The sequence below is a fragment of the Pseudomonas sp. IPO3749 genome, from assembly GCF_013386605.1.
Classification (GTDB): Bacteria; Pseudomonadota; Gammaproteobacteria; order Pseudomonadales; family Pseudomonadaceae; genus Aquipseudomonas; species Aquipseudomonas azotoformans_A.
In genome coordinates this window covers 21,318-37,753 of the sequence record NZ_JACARN010000023.1, presented here as the reverse complement: position 1 = coordinate 37,753, position 16,436 = coordinate 21,318, and the positions used below count along the sequence as shown (strand labels likewise).

Here is a 16,436-nt window from a genome sequence, read left to right as displayed (position 1 = left end):
TGTTCACTGACGTTGATTTGTCGCTCCTTGATCCAACGTCTTACTTCGGCCGCTGCCTATGCAGCGGCCTTTTTTATGCCTGGAATAAAACGGGGCGCCCTCAGCGCCCCGTAGCATTCAAGCTTTTTCAAGCAACGATCACAGGCTGAATTTCTGCAAATTGGCCATCATCTCCTTCAACGCCTCGATATTGTCCTTGGGGTGAGCCGCCCCCTCGAAGTCGCAGATCTGCTGCCAATGCGCCGCCACGTCATCGGGCGAGAAGCCTGCTTGCGGATCAAAGCCCACGCCCAGGCTACGCTCCCAGCGGGTCTTGCCGATCCAGCCGCCGCCCACTTCAAACAGCCCCGAGGTTTCCTCGCAGGCCTCGCTGCCCAGGTACACCACCAATGGGCTGACCAACTCCGGCTTGAGGCGCTCGAACACCTGCGGCGGGATCAAGCCTTCGGTCATGCGCGTGCCACCGGTTGGGGCGATGGCGTTGACCAGGATGTTGTTCTTGCGGCCCTCCAGCGCCAGGGTGCGCGTCAATCCATACAGGCCGAGCTTGGCCATGCCATAGTTGGACTGGCCGAAGTTGCCATAGATGCCCGAGGTGGATGCAGTGAAGATCACCCGCCCGTAACCTTGCTCGCGCAGATGGGGCCAGGCGGCGCGGGTGACTTTGTAGGCGCCCTCGACATGCACCCGGTAAACCAGGTCCCAGTCGCTGTCGTCCATTTTGTGGAAGGTCTTGTCGCGCAAGATGCCGGCGTTGTTGACCACCACGTCGATACGGCCAAAGGCGTCGAGGGCGTTCTGCACGATCTTGTCACCGTCGGTGACAGAGTCATGGTTGGCTTCGGCGATGCCACCGGCCTCGCGGATCTGCGCCACCACACGGTCAGCAGCCGAAGCATTGGCGCCTTCGCCCTGGGTGGAACCGCCCAGGTCGTTGACCAGCACCTTGGCGCCATGTTTGGCGAACAGCAGCGCATGGGCCCGGCCCAACCCGCCGCCGGCACCGGTGACGATCACGACCTTATCCTGGAACTGCACTGACTGACTCATACCGAACTCCAAAGGCGACAATGGGAATGGGTCGAGTGTCAGGCACGGGGGCTTTGGTCACAATAAAGCCGGCCAGGGCTGAATGGTGCTCGATAAGGCTGGGGGATAATCGTCAGCTCAGGAATAGGCCAATCGTGGTGCCGGTTGCCCAATCCGATCACGGAACGCCAGGTAGTGCTTGAGCACCTGAACCGGCGCCTCGATCTGCGGGTAGTGGCCGATATTGGCCAGCAGTACCGTGTCGGCGTGGGGCACCAATTCGCGATAACGCTCCACCATATGAGTGCCGGAGATCGGGTCGATCTCGCCATCGATCACCCGCAGCGGCACTTCATCCTGTTGCATCGCCGCCACCCAACGCTCACGCATGCGCCGGCGTTGAGGGATGTAGGCAATGAGTTTGTGCAGGATGCGCGTGCCGTCATGGCAGTCGATCAGGCTCCAGAAATCATCCAGCGCACTTTCGCTGGGGCGGGTGTTGGGGCCAAAGATCTGGCTGAAACTGTTTGCCAGGGCATTGCGCCCAAAAGCACGGCCGATCATCCAGCCCAGCGGGCTGAGCAAGAGTTTTTGCACCAATGCCGGTCGATGGGTTTCGGGAAACAGCCCGCCGTTGAGAAACACGCAGCTGGCCATCTGAAAGCGACCCTCGTAGTGCCGGGCCAGCAGTTCCTGGGCGACACTGTCACCGTAGTCGTGGGCCAGCACATGCACCGGCTGCTCCACGCGCAGATGTTCCAGCAGTGCCTGTTGCAAATCCGCCTGTTCCAGCAGGCAATAACCGTGGTCCACCGGCTTGGCCGAGTCGCCGAAACCGAGCATGTCGCAGGCAATCACCAGGTTGCGCTGGGCCAGGGGCTGCCACAGGTAGTGCCAGTCCCAGCTGGCCGTGGGAAAGCCATGGATCAGCAGCAACGGTTCGCCCTGCCCCGCCACCCAATAACGGATGGCGCGGCCGTGGAAGTCGAACGTCTGGCTGCGTTTGCGCCAGGCTCTCAGCGGGATCTCGGCGAGTGGCATCAGCTTCTATACCCAGGGTCTTGAGTGTCCAGCTTACGCAGCAACGCCGGCCAGGCCAGCGCGCCCCCCATACCTTGTGCGCTCTTTGTGACAGCCGCCACCATCGCCTTGGCGCCAGCGAGAATCTGGGGGCCGATGTTGATCAATTCAGCACCACCGTTTTGCGCCAGCACCTGGATATCGCAGGCGCGCTGGAAGGTGAACATCATCAGGAAGGTGTCGGCGATGGTACTGCCGCAGGTCAGCAGGCCGTGGTTGTGCAGCATCAGGAAATTGTTGTCGCCCAGATCGGCCTGCAGGCGGGCCTTTTCTTCGTGATTCAGCGCCACACCTTCGTAGGCGTGATAGGCCAGGCTCGACAGCACGAATATCGATTGCTGGCTGATCGGCAACACGCCTTGCTTCTGCGCCGCCACCGCAACACCGGCAGCGGTGTGGGTGTGCAGCACGCAGGCTACGTCGTGGCGCACTTCGTGGATGGCGCTGTGGATGGTGTAGCCCGCCGGATTGATCTCGTAGGGGCTGTCCATCAGCTTGTTGCCGGCTTGGTCGACCTTGACCAGGCTCGACGCAGTGATCTCGTGGAACATGAGGCCGTAGGGGTTGATCAGGAAATCATCAGTGCCCGGCACCTTGGCCGAGATGTGGGTGAAGATCAGGTCATCCCAACCGTGCATCGCCACCAGGCGGTAGCAGGCAGCCAGGTCGACACGGGTCTGCCATTCGGCAGCGCTGACCTGATCTTTGACATTCTGTGGCGATGGAACGGGGGCTAGGCTCACGGCAACGACCTCCTTGGCGCATTTTCTTATTGTTTTTTTGAGTGATGGGCCAGTCTAGTCAGACGCCGTCGCCGCCGTAGTTGCCTTGGCAGCCAGCTTGATGACCGTACGAGTCAGTGTTGAGAATAGTTTAAATGCGTACACGCGACGTCAGAGAAGTGCCGCCAATAAAGGCGCGGCGAACAGGTTGAGCAGCCCCGTCAGCACCATCACCAGGCCCGCGACGGAGCCCTCTTCACCGCCCACTTCGTGTGCTCGGCTCACGCCCGCACCATGGGCGCCCACGCCGAACAACGCGCCGCGCGCCAAGGGTGTGCGCAATGGCAACCACTTGAGCAGCACGCCGCCGAGCATGGCGCCGAACACGCCGGTGAACATCACGAACACGGCCGTCAGTTCCGGCACGCCACCCAAGTCGGACGACACGGGCATGGCGAACGGTGTGGTGATGGAGCGTGGCACCAGGGACATCGTCACCGAGGTGTCCAACGCCAGCGCTTTGGCCAAGCCGAATGAGGTGGCGATGGAGGCCACGCTGCCGGCGATCATGCCCAGCAACAAGGCCGACCAGTAACGCGCCAGCAACGTGCGCTGCTGCCAGATCGGCACCGCGAAGGCCACGGTCACCGGGCCCAGCACCAGCATCAACCAATGGGTGTCGGCGGAGTATTCGGCGTAGGCGGTGTTCATCGGCACCGCCACGGCCAGCAAGAGTACCGGCACCAGAATCAGCGGCGACAACAGGTAACGCCCGGTGCGACGGTAGATCCAGCGGCTGAAAATGTACGCACCCAAGGTCAAGGCGAGCCAGAACACCGGCATCAGCTCAAGCTTCATGGCGCAGCCTCCAGCGGCACACCAGTTCGACGGTGAACGCGGTCACCAGCATCACCGCCAAGGTGCTGAAGCCAATCACCAGCAGGATGCGCCAGCCGTCATTGCGCAACAGGCCGCCGTAGTCCAGCAGGCTCATCAACGCAGGAATGAAGAACAGCAACATTTCAGCCATCAACACACCGGCGCCCAATTGCAGGGCCGCCGGTTTCACCAGCCCGCTAGCGAAGCTTGCCAACAACAGGCCCAGGCCCACTACGCCGCCAGGAATCGGCCACGCGAGCCATACGGCTAGTTGGCAACCGAGCAGATAAATAGCCAACAGCACGATCAATTCAATCAACAGACGGGTGAAACGCTTCATGGGCTTTGGTTCCTCGCAGGCCTCCATTTTAGAGACGCGCACCCCATCCCCACAGCGAATTGTTAGACTGCCGACTATTCCAAATGGGAATCCTGATCATGGAATTCAAACAGCTGCGCAGCTTTGTCGAAGTGATTCACCGAGGCGGTTTTACCCAAGCGGGAAAAACCCTGCACATCAGTCAATCTGCCGTCAGTAAACAGGTGGCGCAACTGCAACAAAGCCTGGGCACACCGCTGTTGGAGCGCACCGGCTCACACATCCGCCTGACCGCTGCCGGCGAGGTGGTGCTGCAACGGGCTGAAGCCATGCTGCGCTTGCAGACGGAATTGCTGAGTGAGCTGGATGACATGCAGCAACTGGCCCGCGGCGAGTTGCGCCTGGGCCTGCCGCTATTGGCGGGGGATACCTTGTTTGCGGGACTGTTTGCCGAGTACCGCAGACGCTACCCAAAGGTCACCATTCAACTGCTGGAAGGCGGCAGCCGCACGATCGAACAGGCAATTCTCAATGGTGAGCTGGATGTGGGCGGCTGCCTGAATTCCAGTGATCCGGCCTTTGCCCGGCAAGCCTTCTGCGATGAGCCGCTCGACGCCCTGCTGCCGATGGATCACCCGCTGGCGCAGAACGCCCAGGTACGCCTGGAGGAACTGGCGGACACGCCGTTCCTGATGTACCAGCGCAGCTTTGTGCTCAATGATCGGCTGATCCAGGCCTGCCAGCAGGTGGGTTTCACTCCGAGGGAAATCGGCCGTAGCGGCCAGGCAGACTTCCTCGCCGCCCTGGTCGCGGCCGGCCAGGGCGTGGTGCTGTTGCCCAGCGTGGTTGCCCGTGGGTTGGTGCGACCGGGCGTGGTGCGCCTGACGCTCAAGGCGCCCGACGACCTGCGCTGGGACATTGCGTTTACCTGGCGTGCGGGCGCCTATCTGTCGAAAGCCGCCCAGGCCTGGCTGGCGTTGCTGCGGGAATTTCCGGTCAGCCGCGCAGTGCAGTGACCAACTCGGCCAGCCAGGGTTCGGCGTCAGCTTCGGGGGTCACGCTTTCGCTGGCGTCCAGGCGCAGCATCGGCAGCACTTCACGCACACCCAACTCTCCAAACAGCTCGCGCATTTGCTCGCCACCGCCGCAGAAGGTATCGCCATAGCTGGCGTCGCCCAGGCCGATCACCGCACCGGGCAGGCCACGCCAGGCGGCGGGCAGTTGGTCACGGATCATCGAATACAGGGGCTGCAGGTTATCGGGCAACTCGCCCATGCCGGTTGTGGACGTTACCGCCAAAAATGCCTCGGGGCCGAACGCCTGCACATCCGCTAGCGTCGCGCGAGGGTTGTGCCAGGCCTCGAAGCCGGCAGCCTTGAGGATACCGGCAGCGTGACGGGCGACTTCTTCAGCGGTGCCGTAGACCGAGCCGGAAAGGATGGCGACTTTCATCAATCTGATCCTGTAGTTGAGCGAAAGCGTGGGATATTAGCAGCTCAACCCGCCCCTTCAAAAAAACGTCGCGACCCACTGGAAAGATGGCTGCGCTGCCTTAGACTTGCGACACCTCAAATGGATGGATTCCCCTGCATGATTAATGCTCAATTGATGCAAATGGTCATCGACGCTTCGAATGACGGCATCGTAATCGCTGAACGGGAAGGCAAGGACCTGCCGCTGATCTACGTCAACCCGGCTTTCGAGCGGATGACCGGCTACACCCGCGACGAGATCCTTTATCAGGATTGCCGTTTCCTGCAATCCGGTGACCGTGACCAATCGGGCCTGATCGCCATTCGTGAAGCGCTCAGGGCCGGCGTCAACTGCCGAGAGACCCTGCGTAACTACCGCAAGGACGGCACGCCTTTCTGGAATGAATTGTCGTTATCCACCACTTACAACCCCGCGGACAAACAGACGTATTTCGTCGGCGTGCAAAAGGACGTGACGGTTCAGGTCAAGACCCAACAGCGCGTGGCTCAATTGGAAGCCCAGGTGGCCGAACTCAAGGCCGAACTGGCCACACTCAAAACGACGAGTGGAGCTAACAATAATTAGAAAAAACGGTCATTAAGAGGATAATGGCAATTTAACACCTACCCACCGAGCAAGCCTCATGCAACGCGACGCACTCCTGACACAGGACGAGCTGGACTTTATCCAGACCATGCAACACAACCCGCAGTTGAATCTGCGGGATGCGTCGTCGAGCTTGACGGTCAACGGCGGTGCGCAAATTCGCGATTTGCTCACGCGACTGGCCGCTCACGACCACGTCACCATCCAGGCGCAGTTCGACAACCAGCAACTGACCTTCCCACTGCACCTGGTGGAAGATGAGTTTCACGCCGTTCATCTGCGTCTGGGCGTACCGAGTATTTTCGAAGACGGTCCGATGATCCGGCCGTGGCGCCTGGCACTTGAAACGCCGGTGGCGCTGGAGAATGTCAGGGGCACCCCAGGTGCCCTGTGGGTGCATGAGGTGTCATTCAAGGGGGTGCTGGTCGAAATTAGGGGACGGATCAAGCCGCCGAAGACCTTTTCCCTGTGGTTCAGCCCTTCGGGTTACGAACGCATTGCGTTGCGCGGAGCGTTCGAACGGGAAACCGCACGCGGGCTGTTCGCCTACCGTCTGAGCCAGAGCGACGCCGATGAAACCGAGCGCCTGCGCCAGTTCATCCTGCAACAGCACCGACTGGCCCATCCTGAAGTTCACGCCTGAAATCAGGTATCCAGGCCACCGCCCAGAAATTGCTGCAAGCGGCGCTGCATCAACCGGCCTTCATTACCCAGGCAGCCGATGGATGAACCGGCGAGGCTTTCCTGCGCCAAGTCCGCTGCATCGCCGGCCAACAGCAGCGGGCAATTGAGGGTCAGCGCCAGACGCCTGAGCCGCAACGCCAACTCACTGCCGGGGGCGCGATTGGAAAACAGCACCAAGGCTTGGGGCTGGGTCTTTTCACAGATCAGGGTCAACTCATCGAATGGCTGGCCCACGCCCAAGACCTTGACCGCCTGTTTCTCCCCCGACATCAGCAAGCCCGCGACCAGCAACTCCAGCTCGCGGCATTCCCCCGCAACGGCCGCGAGCAACACTCGAGGCAGCGGTGCGGCGGCGGCCATCTGCAAACGTTGTGCGGTACGCGAGCGCAGGAAATTATCGAAGAATAGCCACTCGCTGGCCTGGCCGAAGCGTCCCTGGTGCCGTAACAACACCTGCCAGAGCGGCATGAGGATGTCCTGGAACACCACGGCGAGGGGGTAGGCGGCAAAGATCTGCCCGTACAGTCGGTCCAACTGGCGGTCATCGAATGCGCTGATGGCGTGGCGCAGTTGCCTTTGCCACTGCTCCCACTCCACGCCAGGGCCGGCGCCAGGTTCGCTGAGCAGCTCGTCGCGCGCGAGAATCCTGCCCACCTTGCTCACGGCGACGCCACGTTCGATCCAATCGAGAATCTGGTGCACGGTGTCAATATCGTCACGCGAGTACAACCGATGCCCACTTTCGGTGCGAGTGGGCTGGATAAGACCATAGCGTCGTTCCCAGGCACGTAAGGTGACTGGGTTGACGCCGGTCAGCCGAGCGACTTCGCGGATAGGGAAAAGATCGCCGCAAACGCTGCCGTTGTCGGAAGTCGTTTCGCGTTGAGGAGCAATAGTTTCGGGCATCAGAGGTCAAAAACATCCGTGTCGATTTGGATCCCATTTAACGCTTTTTCAGCGGATCGACACAAGCTGAACGACGAACCGACCAAAGTATCTGGTGTATTTGGCTAAAACAGGAATAATCCTTGCCTGTTTTTTCTACGTCGCTGCAACACCCCGCAGCCTCGTTTGTGTGCCGCCTACCCGGCCCAGCGCACTCGCTTATTTGGAGATACACAATGTCTACCTCTCCCGTCACCCTGATGGTTGCGCGCCGCGTGGCCAAGGGTCGCTACGAAGAACTGATGGCCTGGCTGCGCGAAGGCGAGCAATTGGCCACGGACTTTCCCGGCTACCTGGGTTCAGGTGTCCTCGCGCCGCCGCCCAACGATGATGAATTCCAGATCATTTTCCGCTTCGCCGATGAAAAGACCCTGCATGCCTGGGAATTTTCGGCCTCGCGCAGTACCTGGTTGAGCCGTGGCAGCGAGCTGTTTGCCAACCCGTCCGAGCACCGCGTACGCGGTATCGATGGCTGGTTCGGTGCGGTCGGCGCGCGCCCTCCGCGTTGGAAGCAGGCGGTGGCGATCTGGCTGGCGTTTTTCCCGGTGTCGCTGCTGTTCAATTTTGTCCTGGGGCCCCTGCTCAGCGATCTCGACCTGGCGCCGCGAGTACTGGTCAGCACCATGGCCCTTACACCTCTGATGGTGTATTGGTTCATCCCGCTGTCGACCCATCTGTTGGCCAATTGGCTGCATCCTGTTCCGACCCCACGCAAGGCCAGCGAAGCCGCTGCTTGAGTACAGGGGCGCTCGGTCGCTGGTATAGTTTCAATCTGCCAGCGACTCGAGCCTCCCATGACTGCGACAAACGCCCCGATCCTGATCACCGGCGCCGGCCAGAGGGTCGGCCTGCATTGCGCCCAGCGCCTGCTGGACGACGGCCACCCGGTGATTTTCAGCTACCGCAGCGAACGGCCCGGCGTGCAGGCCCTGCGCGAACGCGGGGCGATCGGGGTGTTTGCCGACTTCTCCAGCGAGGCCGGCATCCTGGCGTTTATCGCTGAACTGAACAACCATACCCAACGCCTGCGCGCGATCATCCACAACGCCTCGGCCTGGATCGTGGAAACGCCCGACGACGAAAGCCGCGCCTTTACCGACATGTTCAGCGTGCACATGCTTGCGCCGTACCTGATCAACCTGCATTGTTCACCCTTGCTGCAACGCTCGACGCCGGCCGACATCGTGCACATCAGCGATGACGTGGTGCGCAAGGGCAGCCGCCAGCACATCGCCTATTGCGCCACCAAGGCCGGCCTCGACAGCCTCACGTTGTCGTTTGCCGCGCAGTTCGCGCCGCAGATCAAGGTCAATGGCATTGCTCCGGCGATGGTGATGTTCAATGACGGCGACGACGCCGCCTACCGCGCCAAGGTACTGGCCAAGTCGGCACTGGGCATCGAGCCTGGGCCCGAGGTGATCTACCAGAGCGTGCGTTACCTGCTGGATAACCCCTATGTCACCGGTACCACCCTGACCGTCAACGGCGGGCGGCATATCAAGTAAGCCGTTTGTGAGGATGTTGTATGACCCTGCCCCATCACTACCGCGAGATCCTCAAAGGCCTGGGCGAAGACCCGGAGCGCGAAGGCTTGCTCGACACCCCAAAGCGCGCCGCCAAGGCCATGCAGTACCTGTGTCACGGCTACGAGCAGAGCCTGGAAACGATCGTCAACGGTGCGCTGTTCACCTCCGACAATGACGAGATGGTGATCCTCAAGGACATCGAGTTGTACTCGTTGTGCGAGCACCACCTGCTGCCCTTCATCGGCAAGGCCCATGTGGCCTATATCCCCACCGGCAAGGTGCTGGGCCTGTCCAAGCTGGCGCGCATCGTCGACATGTTCGCCCGGCGCCTGCAGATCCAGGAAAACCTCACGCGGCAGATCGCCGACGCGATCCAGGACGTGACCCAGGCTGCCGGCGTGGCCGTGGTGATCGAAGCCCAGCACATGTGCATGATGATGCGCGGCGTGGAAAAACAGAATTCAACCATGAACACCTCGGTGATGCTCGGCGCGTTCCGCGAGTCGAACACCACGCGCATGGAGTTCCTGCAACTGATCGGACGGAGCAAGTAGCAATGCCACAACTTCAACCAGGCATGGCGCGCATCCGGGTCAAGGACCTGTGCCTGCGCACCTACATCGGCATCAACGAGGACGAAATCCTCAACAAGCAGGATGTGCTGATCAACCTGACCATCCTGTATGCCGCCCAGGACGCCGTGCGCGACAATGACATTGACCATGCGCTGAACTACCGCACCATCACCAAGGCGATCATCGCCCACGTCGAGGGCAACCGCTTTGCCCTGCTGGAGCGCCTGACCCAGGAGCTGCTGGACCTGGTGATGAGCAATGAATCGGTGCTGTACGCCGAAGTCGAAGTGGACAAGCCCCACGCGCTGCGCTTTGCCGAGTCGGTTTCGATTACCCTGGCGGCCAGCCGTTAACCCCTGAATTGTCAGTGAGCCCTATGAACGATCAACAACGCCTCGAACTCGAAGCCGCCGCCTTCCGTCGGCTGGTGGCGCACCTGGACAGCCGCAAGGATGTGCAGAACATCGACCTGATGAACCTCTCGGGCTTTTGCCGCAACTGCTTGTCCAAGTGGTACAAGGCCGAGGCCGACGAGCGCCAGATCGAGCTGAGCCTCGATGACGCCCGTGAAGTGGTGTACGGCATGCCGTACGCGGAGTGGAAAGCCCAATACCAGAAAGAAGCCAACGCCGACCAACAGGCCGCGTTCGCCAAAGGAAAAACCCATGACTGATCTGAACACTCTGCGCGCCAGCCTCAACAGTGGCGAACATGTTTTTGCCGACACCCTGGCATTTGTCGCTGCCGGTTATGACTACCAGCCGCAAGCCTTTACCAATGGCGACGTGGAAAATGCCGCTGGGCAGAACGAAGGATCGTGCAAGACCCTGGGCCTGGCGCTGCTGGAAGGTCTGAGCGATCAGGAAGCACTGCTGGCGTTTGGCGAGCATTACCGCTCGGTAGTGGCGACGCCTGAGGGCAGCGATCACGGCAACATTCGTGCGCTGATTGCCCATGGTTTGGCCGGGGTGAAGTTCAGCGCACAGCCACTGACCCGTCGCTGATCAAATCCTGCTCATAAAAAAACCGGCCTCTCAGCCGGTTTTTTGTTTCAACGATTTAGAACGAAGCGTCCTTCAAACCATCGAGGTAACGCTCGGCATCCAGTGCCGCCATGCAACCAGCGCCGGCCGAGGTAATGGCCTGGCGGTAGACGTGGTCTGCCACGTCACCGGCAGCGAAGATACCTTCGATGTTGGTAGCAGTTGCGTTGCCTTCACGGCCGCCCTGCACCACCAGGTAACCGTCTTTGGCTTCCAGCACGCCTTCGAACAACGAAGTGTTCGGGGTGTGGCCGATAGCGATGAACACACCGTCGACTTTCAGCTCGTCGAAGCTGCCGTCGTTGTTCTTCAGGCGGGCACCGGTCACGCCCATGTTGTCGCCCAGCACTTCGTCCAGGGTGGCGTTGAGCTTGAGGATGATCTTGCCTTCAGCGACACGGGCATGCAGTTTGTCGATCAGGATCTTCTCGGCGCGGAAGGTCTCGCGGCGGTGAACCAGAGTCACGGTGCTGGCGATGTTGGCCAGGTACAGTGCTTCTTCCACGGCGGTGTTGCCGCCACCGACTACGGCGACTGGCTTGTTGCGGTAGAAGAAACCATCGCAGGTCGCGCAGGCGGAAACGCCCTTGCCCATGAACGCTTCTTCCGACGGCAGGCCCAGGTAGCGGGCGCTGGCGCCGGTAGCGATGATCAGCGCGTCACAGGTGTACACGCCGCTGTCGCCGGTCAGGCTGTAAGGCTTTTTGGAGAAGTCGACCTGATTGATGTGGTCAAACACGATTTCGGTTTCGAAACGTTCAGCGTGTTCTTTCATGCGTTCCATCAGCACCGGGCCGGTCAGGCCGTGGACGTCGCCCGGCCAGTTGTCGACTTCGGTGGTGGTGGTCAGTTGACCACCCGCCTGCATGCCAGTGATCAGCAGCGGCTTGAGGTTGGCCCGGGCAGCGTAGACCGCAGCGCTGTAACCGGCAGGGCCGGAACCCAGGATAATCACTCGCGAATGACGGGTATCAGACATGACTCACTCCTATCGACCACCCGGACTACAGGGCGGCTGGAATAAAAAAGGGACCACGAAGCACTTGGGGAAGGCTTCAACTCGCAGACCCTGAAAAATAATGGGTGCAGCGTATCGAGGGGGGCAAGATTAAGGAAATACGGAATAACAATCCAGCTCATAGGTGGTCTCTATGCAGTCACCGCTGTTGATCAACACCTTTGTTACCACTGATGTCGCCGCTTTCGCCTGTTAAACAAAGCCGGTAAGGTCGGCGCGTTCGTCACTTTGTTCGGAGTTCTCCATGCCCGCCCCTGCTCTTTCCGGCCCGCAATACCTGCGTGAAGGCCTCAAACTGGTGTTGAGCCCCGGCCTGCGCCTGTTTGTGCTGCTGCCGCTGGTGATCAACATTGTGCTGTTCGTAGGCTTGATCTATTTCGCCGGTCATCAGTTCAGCCTGTGGGTCGATCATTTGATGCCGACGCTCCCGAGCTGGCTGAGCTTCCTGAACTACCTGCTCTGGCCCCTGTTTGTCGTGCTGGTGGTGTTGATGGTGTTTTTCACTTTCACCATGCTCGCCAACATCATCGCCGCGCCCTTCAACGGCTTCCTCTCGGAGAAAGTGGAAGTGGTGGTACGCGGCACCGATGATTTCCCGGCCTTCAGCTGGGGCGAGTTGATCGCTATGGTCCCGCGCACCCTGGCCCGCGAGATGCGCAAGCTGGGCTACTTCCTGCCACGGGCCATCGGCCTGTTTATCCTGTCGTTCATACCCGTGGTCAACCTGATCGCTGCCCCGCTGTGGCTGCTGTTCGGCGTGTGGATGATGGCGATCCAGTACATCGACTACCCGGCGGATAACCACAAGCTGGGCTGGAACGAGATGCTCGCCTGGCTGCGCCAGAAACGCTGGCAGAGCATGAGCTTCGGTGGGATTGTCTACCTGGTGCTGCTGGTGCCGGTGGTCAACCTGTTGATGATGCCGGCAGCGGTGGCCGGCGCCACGTTGTTCTGGGTGCGTGAACAAGGTGCCGAGGCAATGGCACAGCAGCAAAAAGTGACCCAGTCATAAATCCATCATCTCGATGACACAATGACGACATGGCCCACGGCGACACTGTGGGTCATGACGACAGCCTCGCTTCACATCACCCTCATTACCGAAACCTTCCCGCCAGAGATCAACGGGGTGGCCAATACCCTTGGTCGCCTGTGCGAGGGTTTGCGTGCCCGTGGCCATCAAGTCGAGCTGGTGCGTCCGCGCCAAGGTGTCGACCAGAGCCGCCCCAGCGACGACGCCTTGCTGCTGTGCCGTGGCTGGCCGCTGCCGGGTTATCCGGGCCTGCAATGGGGACAGTCGTCGATGCACAAATTGCTGCGGCGATGGACCCGTCAGCGCCCGGACGTGCTGTACATCGCCACGGAAGGGCCGCTAGGTTTGTCCGCGCTGCGCGCCGCACGTCGCCTGGGGATCAGCGTGGTCAGCGGCTTTCACACCAACTTCCAGCAGTACTCGAACCAATACGGCTTGAGCCTGCTGAGCCGGATGGTCACTCACTACCTGCGCTGGTTCCATAACCGCTCGACCCTAACCCTGGTGCCCAGCGCCAGCCAGCGCCTGGAGCTGGAGCGCAAGCATTTCGAGCGTCTGGGGATGTTGGCGCGCGGAGTGGACAGCCAGTTGTTCCACCCAGCCAAACGCGACAATGCATTGCGGGAAAATTGGGCGCTGAACAGTGAGCAAACCGCCGTGCTCTATGTGGGACGGCTGGCCCATGAGAAAAACCTGGGGTTGCTCAAGCGCTGCTTCGAGACCTTGCAGGACACCTATCCTCTGCGTCAGATGAAACTGATCATCGTCGGTGACGGTCCGCAACGCGCGACGATGGAGAAAGAGCTGCCGGAGGCGATCTTCTGCGGCACCTTGCGCGGTGAGGAACTGGCGCGGCACTACGCGTCAGGCGATGTGTTCCTGTTCCCCAGCCTGACCGAAACCTTCGGCAATGTGGTGCTGGAGGCGATGGCGTCGGGGTTGGGTGTGGTGGCCTACGATCAGGCAGCGGCGAGCCAGCATATTCGCCATGGCTACAACGGCGTATCAGCGATGCCGGGGGATGAGAACGCGTTTTGCGAGGCGGCCAACTGGCTGCTGGAGGATGCCGAAAGCCTGCGTCGCATGCGCCTGAATGCACGCCAGCATGCGAGTCGCCAGGGTTGGCCGGCGATCATCGAGCAATTCGAACGCCAGTTGCGCGGGGTCTGCAAGGACGGGCACCCGGTGCCCGCCCTGTCGCCGCTTACACCAGGGTCGTCAACGCCTCACGACTGAAGGGCAGGATGTCGCCCTCGCGGCCTTCGCGCACCTTCAACGCCCAATCCGGGTCGACCAGCAGCGCACGACCTACCGCCACCAAGTCGAACTCGTCATTATTCAGGCGCTCCAGCAGCTTCTCCAGGCTGGCCGGTTGCGCGACCTTGTCGGTGTTGACCATGAACTGCAGGAACTCGCCATCCAGGCCGACGCTGCCCACGGTGATGGTCGGCTTGCCGGTGAGCTGACGGGTCCAGCCGGCCAAGTTGAGGTCGGACCCTTCGAATTCGGGCTCCCAGAAACGGCGCGTGGAGCAGTGGAAAATATCCACACCCGCGTCAGATAACGGCTTGAGGAATTCGCCCAGCGCCTCGGGGGTCTGCACCAGACGCGCGGTGTAATCCTGCTGCTTCCATTGGGAGAACCGGAAAATGATCGGAAAGTCCGGGCCGACTGCGGCGCGGGTGGCCTGGATCAACTCGATGGCAAAACGCGAGCGGTTGGCCAGGCTGCCGCCGTATTCGTCAGTGCGCTGGTTACTGCCTTCCCAGAAGAACTGGTCGACCAGATAGCCGTGGGCGCCGTGGATTTCAACGCCGTCCATGCCGATGCGCTGGGCATCCTTGGCCGCTTGGGCGAAGGCGTTGATTACCTCCTTGATGTCTTGATGGGTCATGCCGTGCACGACCACGTTGCCATCCTTGAGTTTTTCCATCGGACCGTAGGCTGGCACGCTGGCATCCGGCTCGGTGCCGATGCGACGCACGCTACCCACATGCCACAGCTGCGGGACGATCTTGCCGCCCTCGGCGTGTACCGCGTCGACGACTTTCTTCCAGCCAGCCAAAGCGGCCTCACCGTAAAAGTGCGGGACGTTGGGGTAGCCATTGGAGGCTTGGTGGCCGACCACGGTGCCTTCGGTGATGATCAGGCCCACACCGGCAGCGGCGCGGCGGCGGTAGTACTCGATGACTTTCGAATTGGGTACGCCACCCGGGGAGAACGAGCGCGTCATCGGTGCCATGACGACGCGGGTCGACAGCTGCAACGCACCGAGCTGGAAGGGTTTGAACAAGGCTTGGACGGGCATGGGGCACTCCACGGAAGACGGGGTTTATGATGTGGATAATATGGGGAGCGCAGCGTGCTGGGTAGCACTATTGATCTGGGTGATTAAGGGGTAAAAGTGCAGGAGCCCGCCGGGCTCCTGCAGAAGGGTTGCTCAGCTCAAGGCTTTTTCGATGGCCTGGACGATCGTCGGATCATCCGGCGCCGTGCGAGGAGAGAAACGTGCAAGCACTCGCCCATCCTTGCCCAGCAGGAACTTCTCGAAATTCCAGGTGATGTCCCCAGGAAACTCCGCACCCTCCCCCGCCAGCAAGCGGTAGAGCTGATGACGATCCGGGCCGTTCACGTCAAGCTTGCTGCCCAAAGGAAAGGTCACGCCGTAGTTAAGGCTGCAGAACTCGCGGATCTCTTCTTCAGAGCCCGGCTCCTGCCCGGCAAACTGGTTGCACGGCAGGCCAAGCACGGTAAATCCCTGGTCCTTGTACTGCTGGTAGAGGTTCTCCAGCGCGGCATACTGCGGGGTCAAGCCACATTTGGAGGCCACGTTGACCACCAGCACCACTTGCCCCTTGAAGGGCGCCAGCGGCAGCTCTTGTCCGTCCAAAGCTTTGAGTTTCAGGTCGTGGAAAGCACTCATGACGAACTCCAGATATCCCATGTTCTTCGCATTGCGGCCGTTCGAGATTACAGCCCACAAGCCTGCAATCATAGACGCCGATTACAAAACCCGCCTGCAGGTTACTGAGCGGTAGGCCAGGGCAAAATCGGAATGGCGGTCACGGCGTTTTGCGGGCTGCCTTCGATCAGGCGGTCGCTGTACACCAGGTAAACCAGGGTGTTGCGCTTCTTGTCGAGGAAGCGCACCACCTGCATGGTCTTGAACACCAGGGAGGTGCGTTCCTTGAACACTTCATCGCCGTCCTTGAGCTCGCCCTTGAAGCGGATCGGGCCGACCTGACGGCAGGCAATCGAGGCTTCGGCGCGGTCTTCGGCCAGGCCCAGGCCGCCTTTGACGCCGCCAGTCTTGGCACGGGACAGGTAGCAGGTCACGCCGTCGACCTTGGGGTCATCGAAGGCTTCAACCACGATCCGGTCGTTGGGGCCGACAAACTTGAACACCGTCGACACCTGGCCGATTTCTTCAGCAGAGGCCAACAGTGGCATGGCCAACAGCAGGCCGAGCAATCCCTTCATGACACGCATGGTGTATTCCTTTGG

Annotated in this window: 22 protein-coding genes; 11 read left to right on the top strand and 11 right to left on the bottom strand. The window is 60.9% G+C overall.

Going from position 1 to position 16,436, the window contains the following annotated elements; translation table 11 throughout:
• Positions 1-138 precede the first annotated feature (138 nt).
• The 5 genes from HX812_RS11910 to HX812_RS11890 all read right to left on the bottom strand — a co-directional run bounded on the left by HX812_RS11910 (position 139) and on the right by HX812_RS11890 (position 4,050).
• On the bottom strand, positions 139-1,050 hold the full coding sequence (locus HX812_RS11910; protein ID WP_038842221.1) for an SDR family oxidoreductase: 912 nt from the start codon (positions 1,048-1,050) through the stop codon (positions 139-141).
• A gap of 117 nt (positions 1,051-1,167) precedes the next feature.
• On the bottom strand, positions 1,168-2,070 hold the full coding sequence (locus HX812_RS11905; RefSeq protein ID WP_038842219.1) for an alpha/beta fold hydrolase: 903 nt from the start codon (positions 2,068-2,070) through the stop codon (positions 1,168-1,170).
• A complete protein-coding gene (locus tag HX812_RS11900; protein ID WP_038842216.1) occupies positions 2,070-2,852 on the bottom strand; it encodes a class II aldolase/adducin family protein in 783 nt (260 codons plus the stop codon). The genes HX812_RS11905 and HX812_RS11900 overlap by 1 nt, the downstream gene beginning before the upstream one ends.
• A 150-nt stretch (positions 2,853-3,002) precedes the next feature.
• Complete coding sequence (locus HX812_RS11895) at positions 3,003-3,689, bottom strand: LrgB family protein (protein ID WP_038842213.1); 687 nt, start codon at positions 3,687-3,689, stop codon at positions 3,003-3,005.
• Positions 3,679-4,050 carry a CidA/LrgA family protein gene (locus tag HX812_RS11890; RefSeq protein WP_038842210.1) on the bottom strand — a complete coding sequence of 124 codons (372 nt, stop codon included), beginning with the start codon at positions 4,048-4,050 and terminating at the stop codon, positions 3,679-3,681. Before HX812_RS11890 ends, HX812_RS11895 begins: the two co-directional genes overlap by 11 nt.
• Before the next feature lie 98 nt (positions 4,051-4,148).
• Here HX812_RS11890 and HX812_RS11885 point away from each other — a divergent pair, with 98 nt between their 5' ends.
• Positions 4,149-5,045: a LysR family transcriptional regulator gene (locus HX812_RS11885; RefSeq protein WP_038842208.1), complete on the top strand. Its 897-nt coding sequence runs from the start codon at positions 4,149-4,151 to the stop codon at positions 5,043-5,045.
• Here HX812_RS11885 and HX812_RS11880 read toward each other — a convergent pair.
• Entirely contained in the window at positions 5,026-5,481 is a 456-nt protein-coding gene (locus HX812_RS11880) for a flavodoxin (RefSeq protein WP_038842206.1), read from the bottom strand. The genes HX812_RS11885 and HX812_RS11880 overlap by 20 nt on opposite strands.
• Before the next feature lie 138 nt (positions 5,482-5,619).
• Here HX812_RS11880 and HX812_RS11875 point away from each other — a divergent pair, with 138 nt between their 5' ends.
• Entirely contained in the window at positions 5,620-6,087 is a 468-nt protein-coding gene (locus HX812_RS11875) for a PAS domain-containing protein (protein ID WP_038842203.1), read from the top strand.
• 58 nt (positions 6,088-6,145) lie between these two features.
• Positions 6,146-6,751, top strand: a complete 606-nt coding sequence (locus HX812_RS11870; RefSeq protein ID WP_038842201.1) for a hypothetical protein — start codon at positions 6,146-6,148, stop codon at positions 6,749-6,751.
• Between the two features lie 2 nt (positions 6,752-6,753).
• On the opposite strand, the gene HX812_RS11865 is transcribed toward HX812_RS11870, so the two are convergent.
• Positions 6,754-7,698, bottom strand: coding sequence for a MerR family transcriptional regulator (locus HX812_RS11865; RefSeq protein ID WP_038842199.1), 945 nt, complete (start codon positions 7,696-7,698; stop codon positions 6,754-6,756).
• Positions 7,699-7,913: 215 nt separating this feature from the next.
• Here HX812_RS11865 and HX812_RS11860 point away from each other — a divergent pair, with 215 nt between their 5' ends.
• Genes HX812_RS11860 through HX812_RS11835 form a run of 6 tightly spaced genes read left to right on the top strand, consistent with a single transcriptional unit; the run spans position 7,914 to position 10,842 of the window.
• Complete coding sequence (locus tag HX812_RS11860; protein WP_038842197.1) at positions 7,914-8,474, top strand: antibiotic biosynthesis monooxygenase; 561 nt, start codon at positions 7,914-7,916, stop codon at positions 8,472-8,474.
• A gap of 57 nt (positions 8,475-8,531) precedes the next feature.
• Positions 8,532-9,242 carry a dihydromonapterin reductase gene (gene folM, locus HX812_RS11855; protein ID WP_038842195.1) on the top strand — a complete coding sequence of 237 codons (711 nt, stop codon included), beginning with the start codon at positions 8,532-8,534 and terminating at the stop codon, positions 9,240-9,242.
• 20 nt (positions 9,243-9,262) lie between these two features.
• On the top strand, positions 9,263-9,817 hold the full coding sequence (folE, locus tag HX812_RS11850; protein WP_033896195.1) for a GTP cyclohydrolase I FolE: 555 nt from the start codon (positions 9,263-9,265) through the stop codon (positions 9,815-9,817).
• 2 nt (positions 9,818-9,819) lie between these two features.
• Positions 9,820-10,191, top strand: a complete 372-nt coding sequence (gene folX, locus HX812_RS11845; protein WP_026140129.1) for a dihydroneopterin triphosphate 2'-epimerase — start codon at positions 9,820-9,822, stop codon at positions 10,189-10,191.
• 23 nt (positions 10,192-10,214) lie between these two features.
• On the top strand, positions 10,215-10,511 hold the full coding sequence (locus HX812_RS11840; protein WP_038842191.1) for a DUF1244 domain-containing protein: 297 nt from the start codon (positions 10,215-10,217) through the stop codon (positions 10,509-10,511).
• Positions 10,504-10,842 (top strand): HopJ type III effector protein, encoded by a 339-nt coding sequence (locus HX812_RS11835; protein WP_016971057.1) that lies wholly within the window; start codon positions 10,504-10,506, stop codon positions 10,840-10,842. The genes HX812_RS11840 and HX812_RS11835 overlap by 8 nt, the downstream gene beginning before the upstream one ends.
• Before the next feature lie 55 nt (positions 10,843-10,897).
• Here the strand turns inward: HX812_RS11835 and trxB are convergent, their stop codons facing one another.
• Positions 10,898-11,860 carry a thioredoxin-disulfide reductase gene (gene trxB / locus HX812_RS11830; protein WP_010206474.1) on the bottom strand — a complete coding sequence of 321 codons (963 nt, stop codon included), beginning with the start codon at positions 11,858-11,860 and terminating at the stop codon, positions 10,898-10,900.
• Positions 11,861-12,143: 283 nt separating this feature from the next.
• On the opposite strand from trxB, the gene cysZ reads away from it, so the two are divergent.
• Together cysZ and HX812_RS11820 are read left to right on the top strand one after the other, a co-directional pair.
• Positions 12,144-12,911: a sulfate transporter CysZ gene (gene cysZ / locus HX812_RS11825; protein ID WP_038842186.1), complete on the top strand. Its 768-nt coding sequence runs from the start codon at positions 12,144-12,146 to the stop codon at positions 12,909-12,911.
• Positions 12,912-12,965: 54 nt separating this feature from the next.
• A complete protein-coding gene (locus HX812_RS11820) occupies positions 12,966-14,168 on the top strand; it encodes a glycosyltransferase family 1 protein (protein WP_038842183.1) in 1,203 nt (400 codons plus the stop codon).
• Here HX812_RS11820 and HX812_RS11815 read toward each other — a convergent pair.
• From HX812_RS11815 to HX812_RS11805, 3 genes are all read right to left on the bottom strand, one after another.
• Positions 14,137-15,240: an NADH:flavin oxidoreductase gene (locus HX812_RS11815; RefSeq protein WP_038842181.1), complete on the bottom strand. Its 1,104-nt coding sequence runs from the start codon at positions 15,238-15,240 to the stop codon at positions 14,137-14,139. The two genes, HX812_RS11820 and HX812_RS11815, sit on opposite strands and share 32 nt — an antisense overlap.
• Positions 15,241-15,372: 132 nt before the next feature.
• On the bottom strand, positions 15,373-15,855 hold the full coding sequence (locus tag HX812_RS11810) for a glutathione peroxidase (protein ID WP_017735027.1): 483 nt from the start codon (positions 15,853-15,855) through the stop codon (positions 15,373-15,375).
• A 101-nt stretch (positions 15,856-15,956) separates the two neighbouring features.
• The gene (locus tag HX812_RS11805) at positions 15,957-16,421 is read right to left on the bottom strand and encodes a CreA family protein (protein WP_015885841.1); all 465 of its coding nucleotides are present in this window, start codon (positions 16,419-16,421) and stop codon (positions 15,957-15,959) included.
• Positions 16,422-16,436 lie beyond the last annotated feature (15 nt).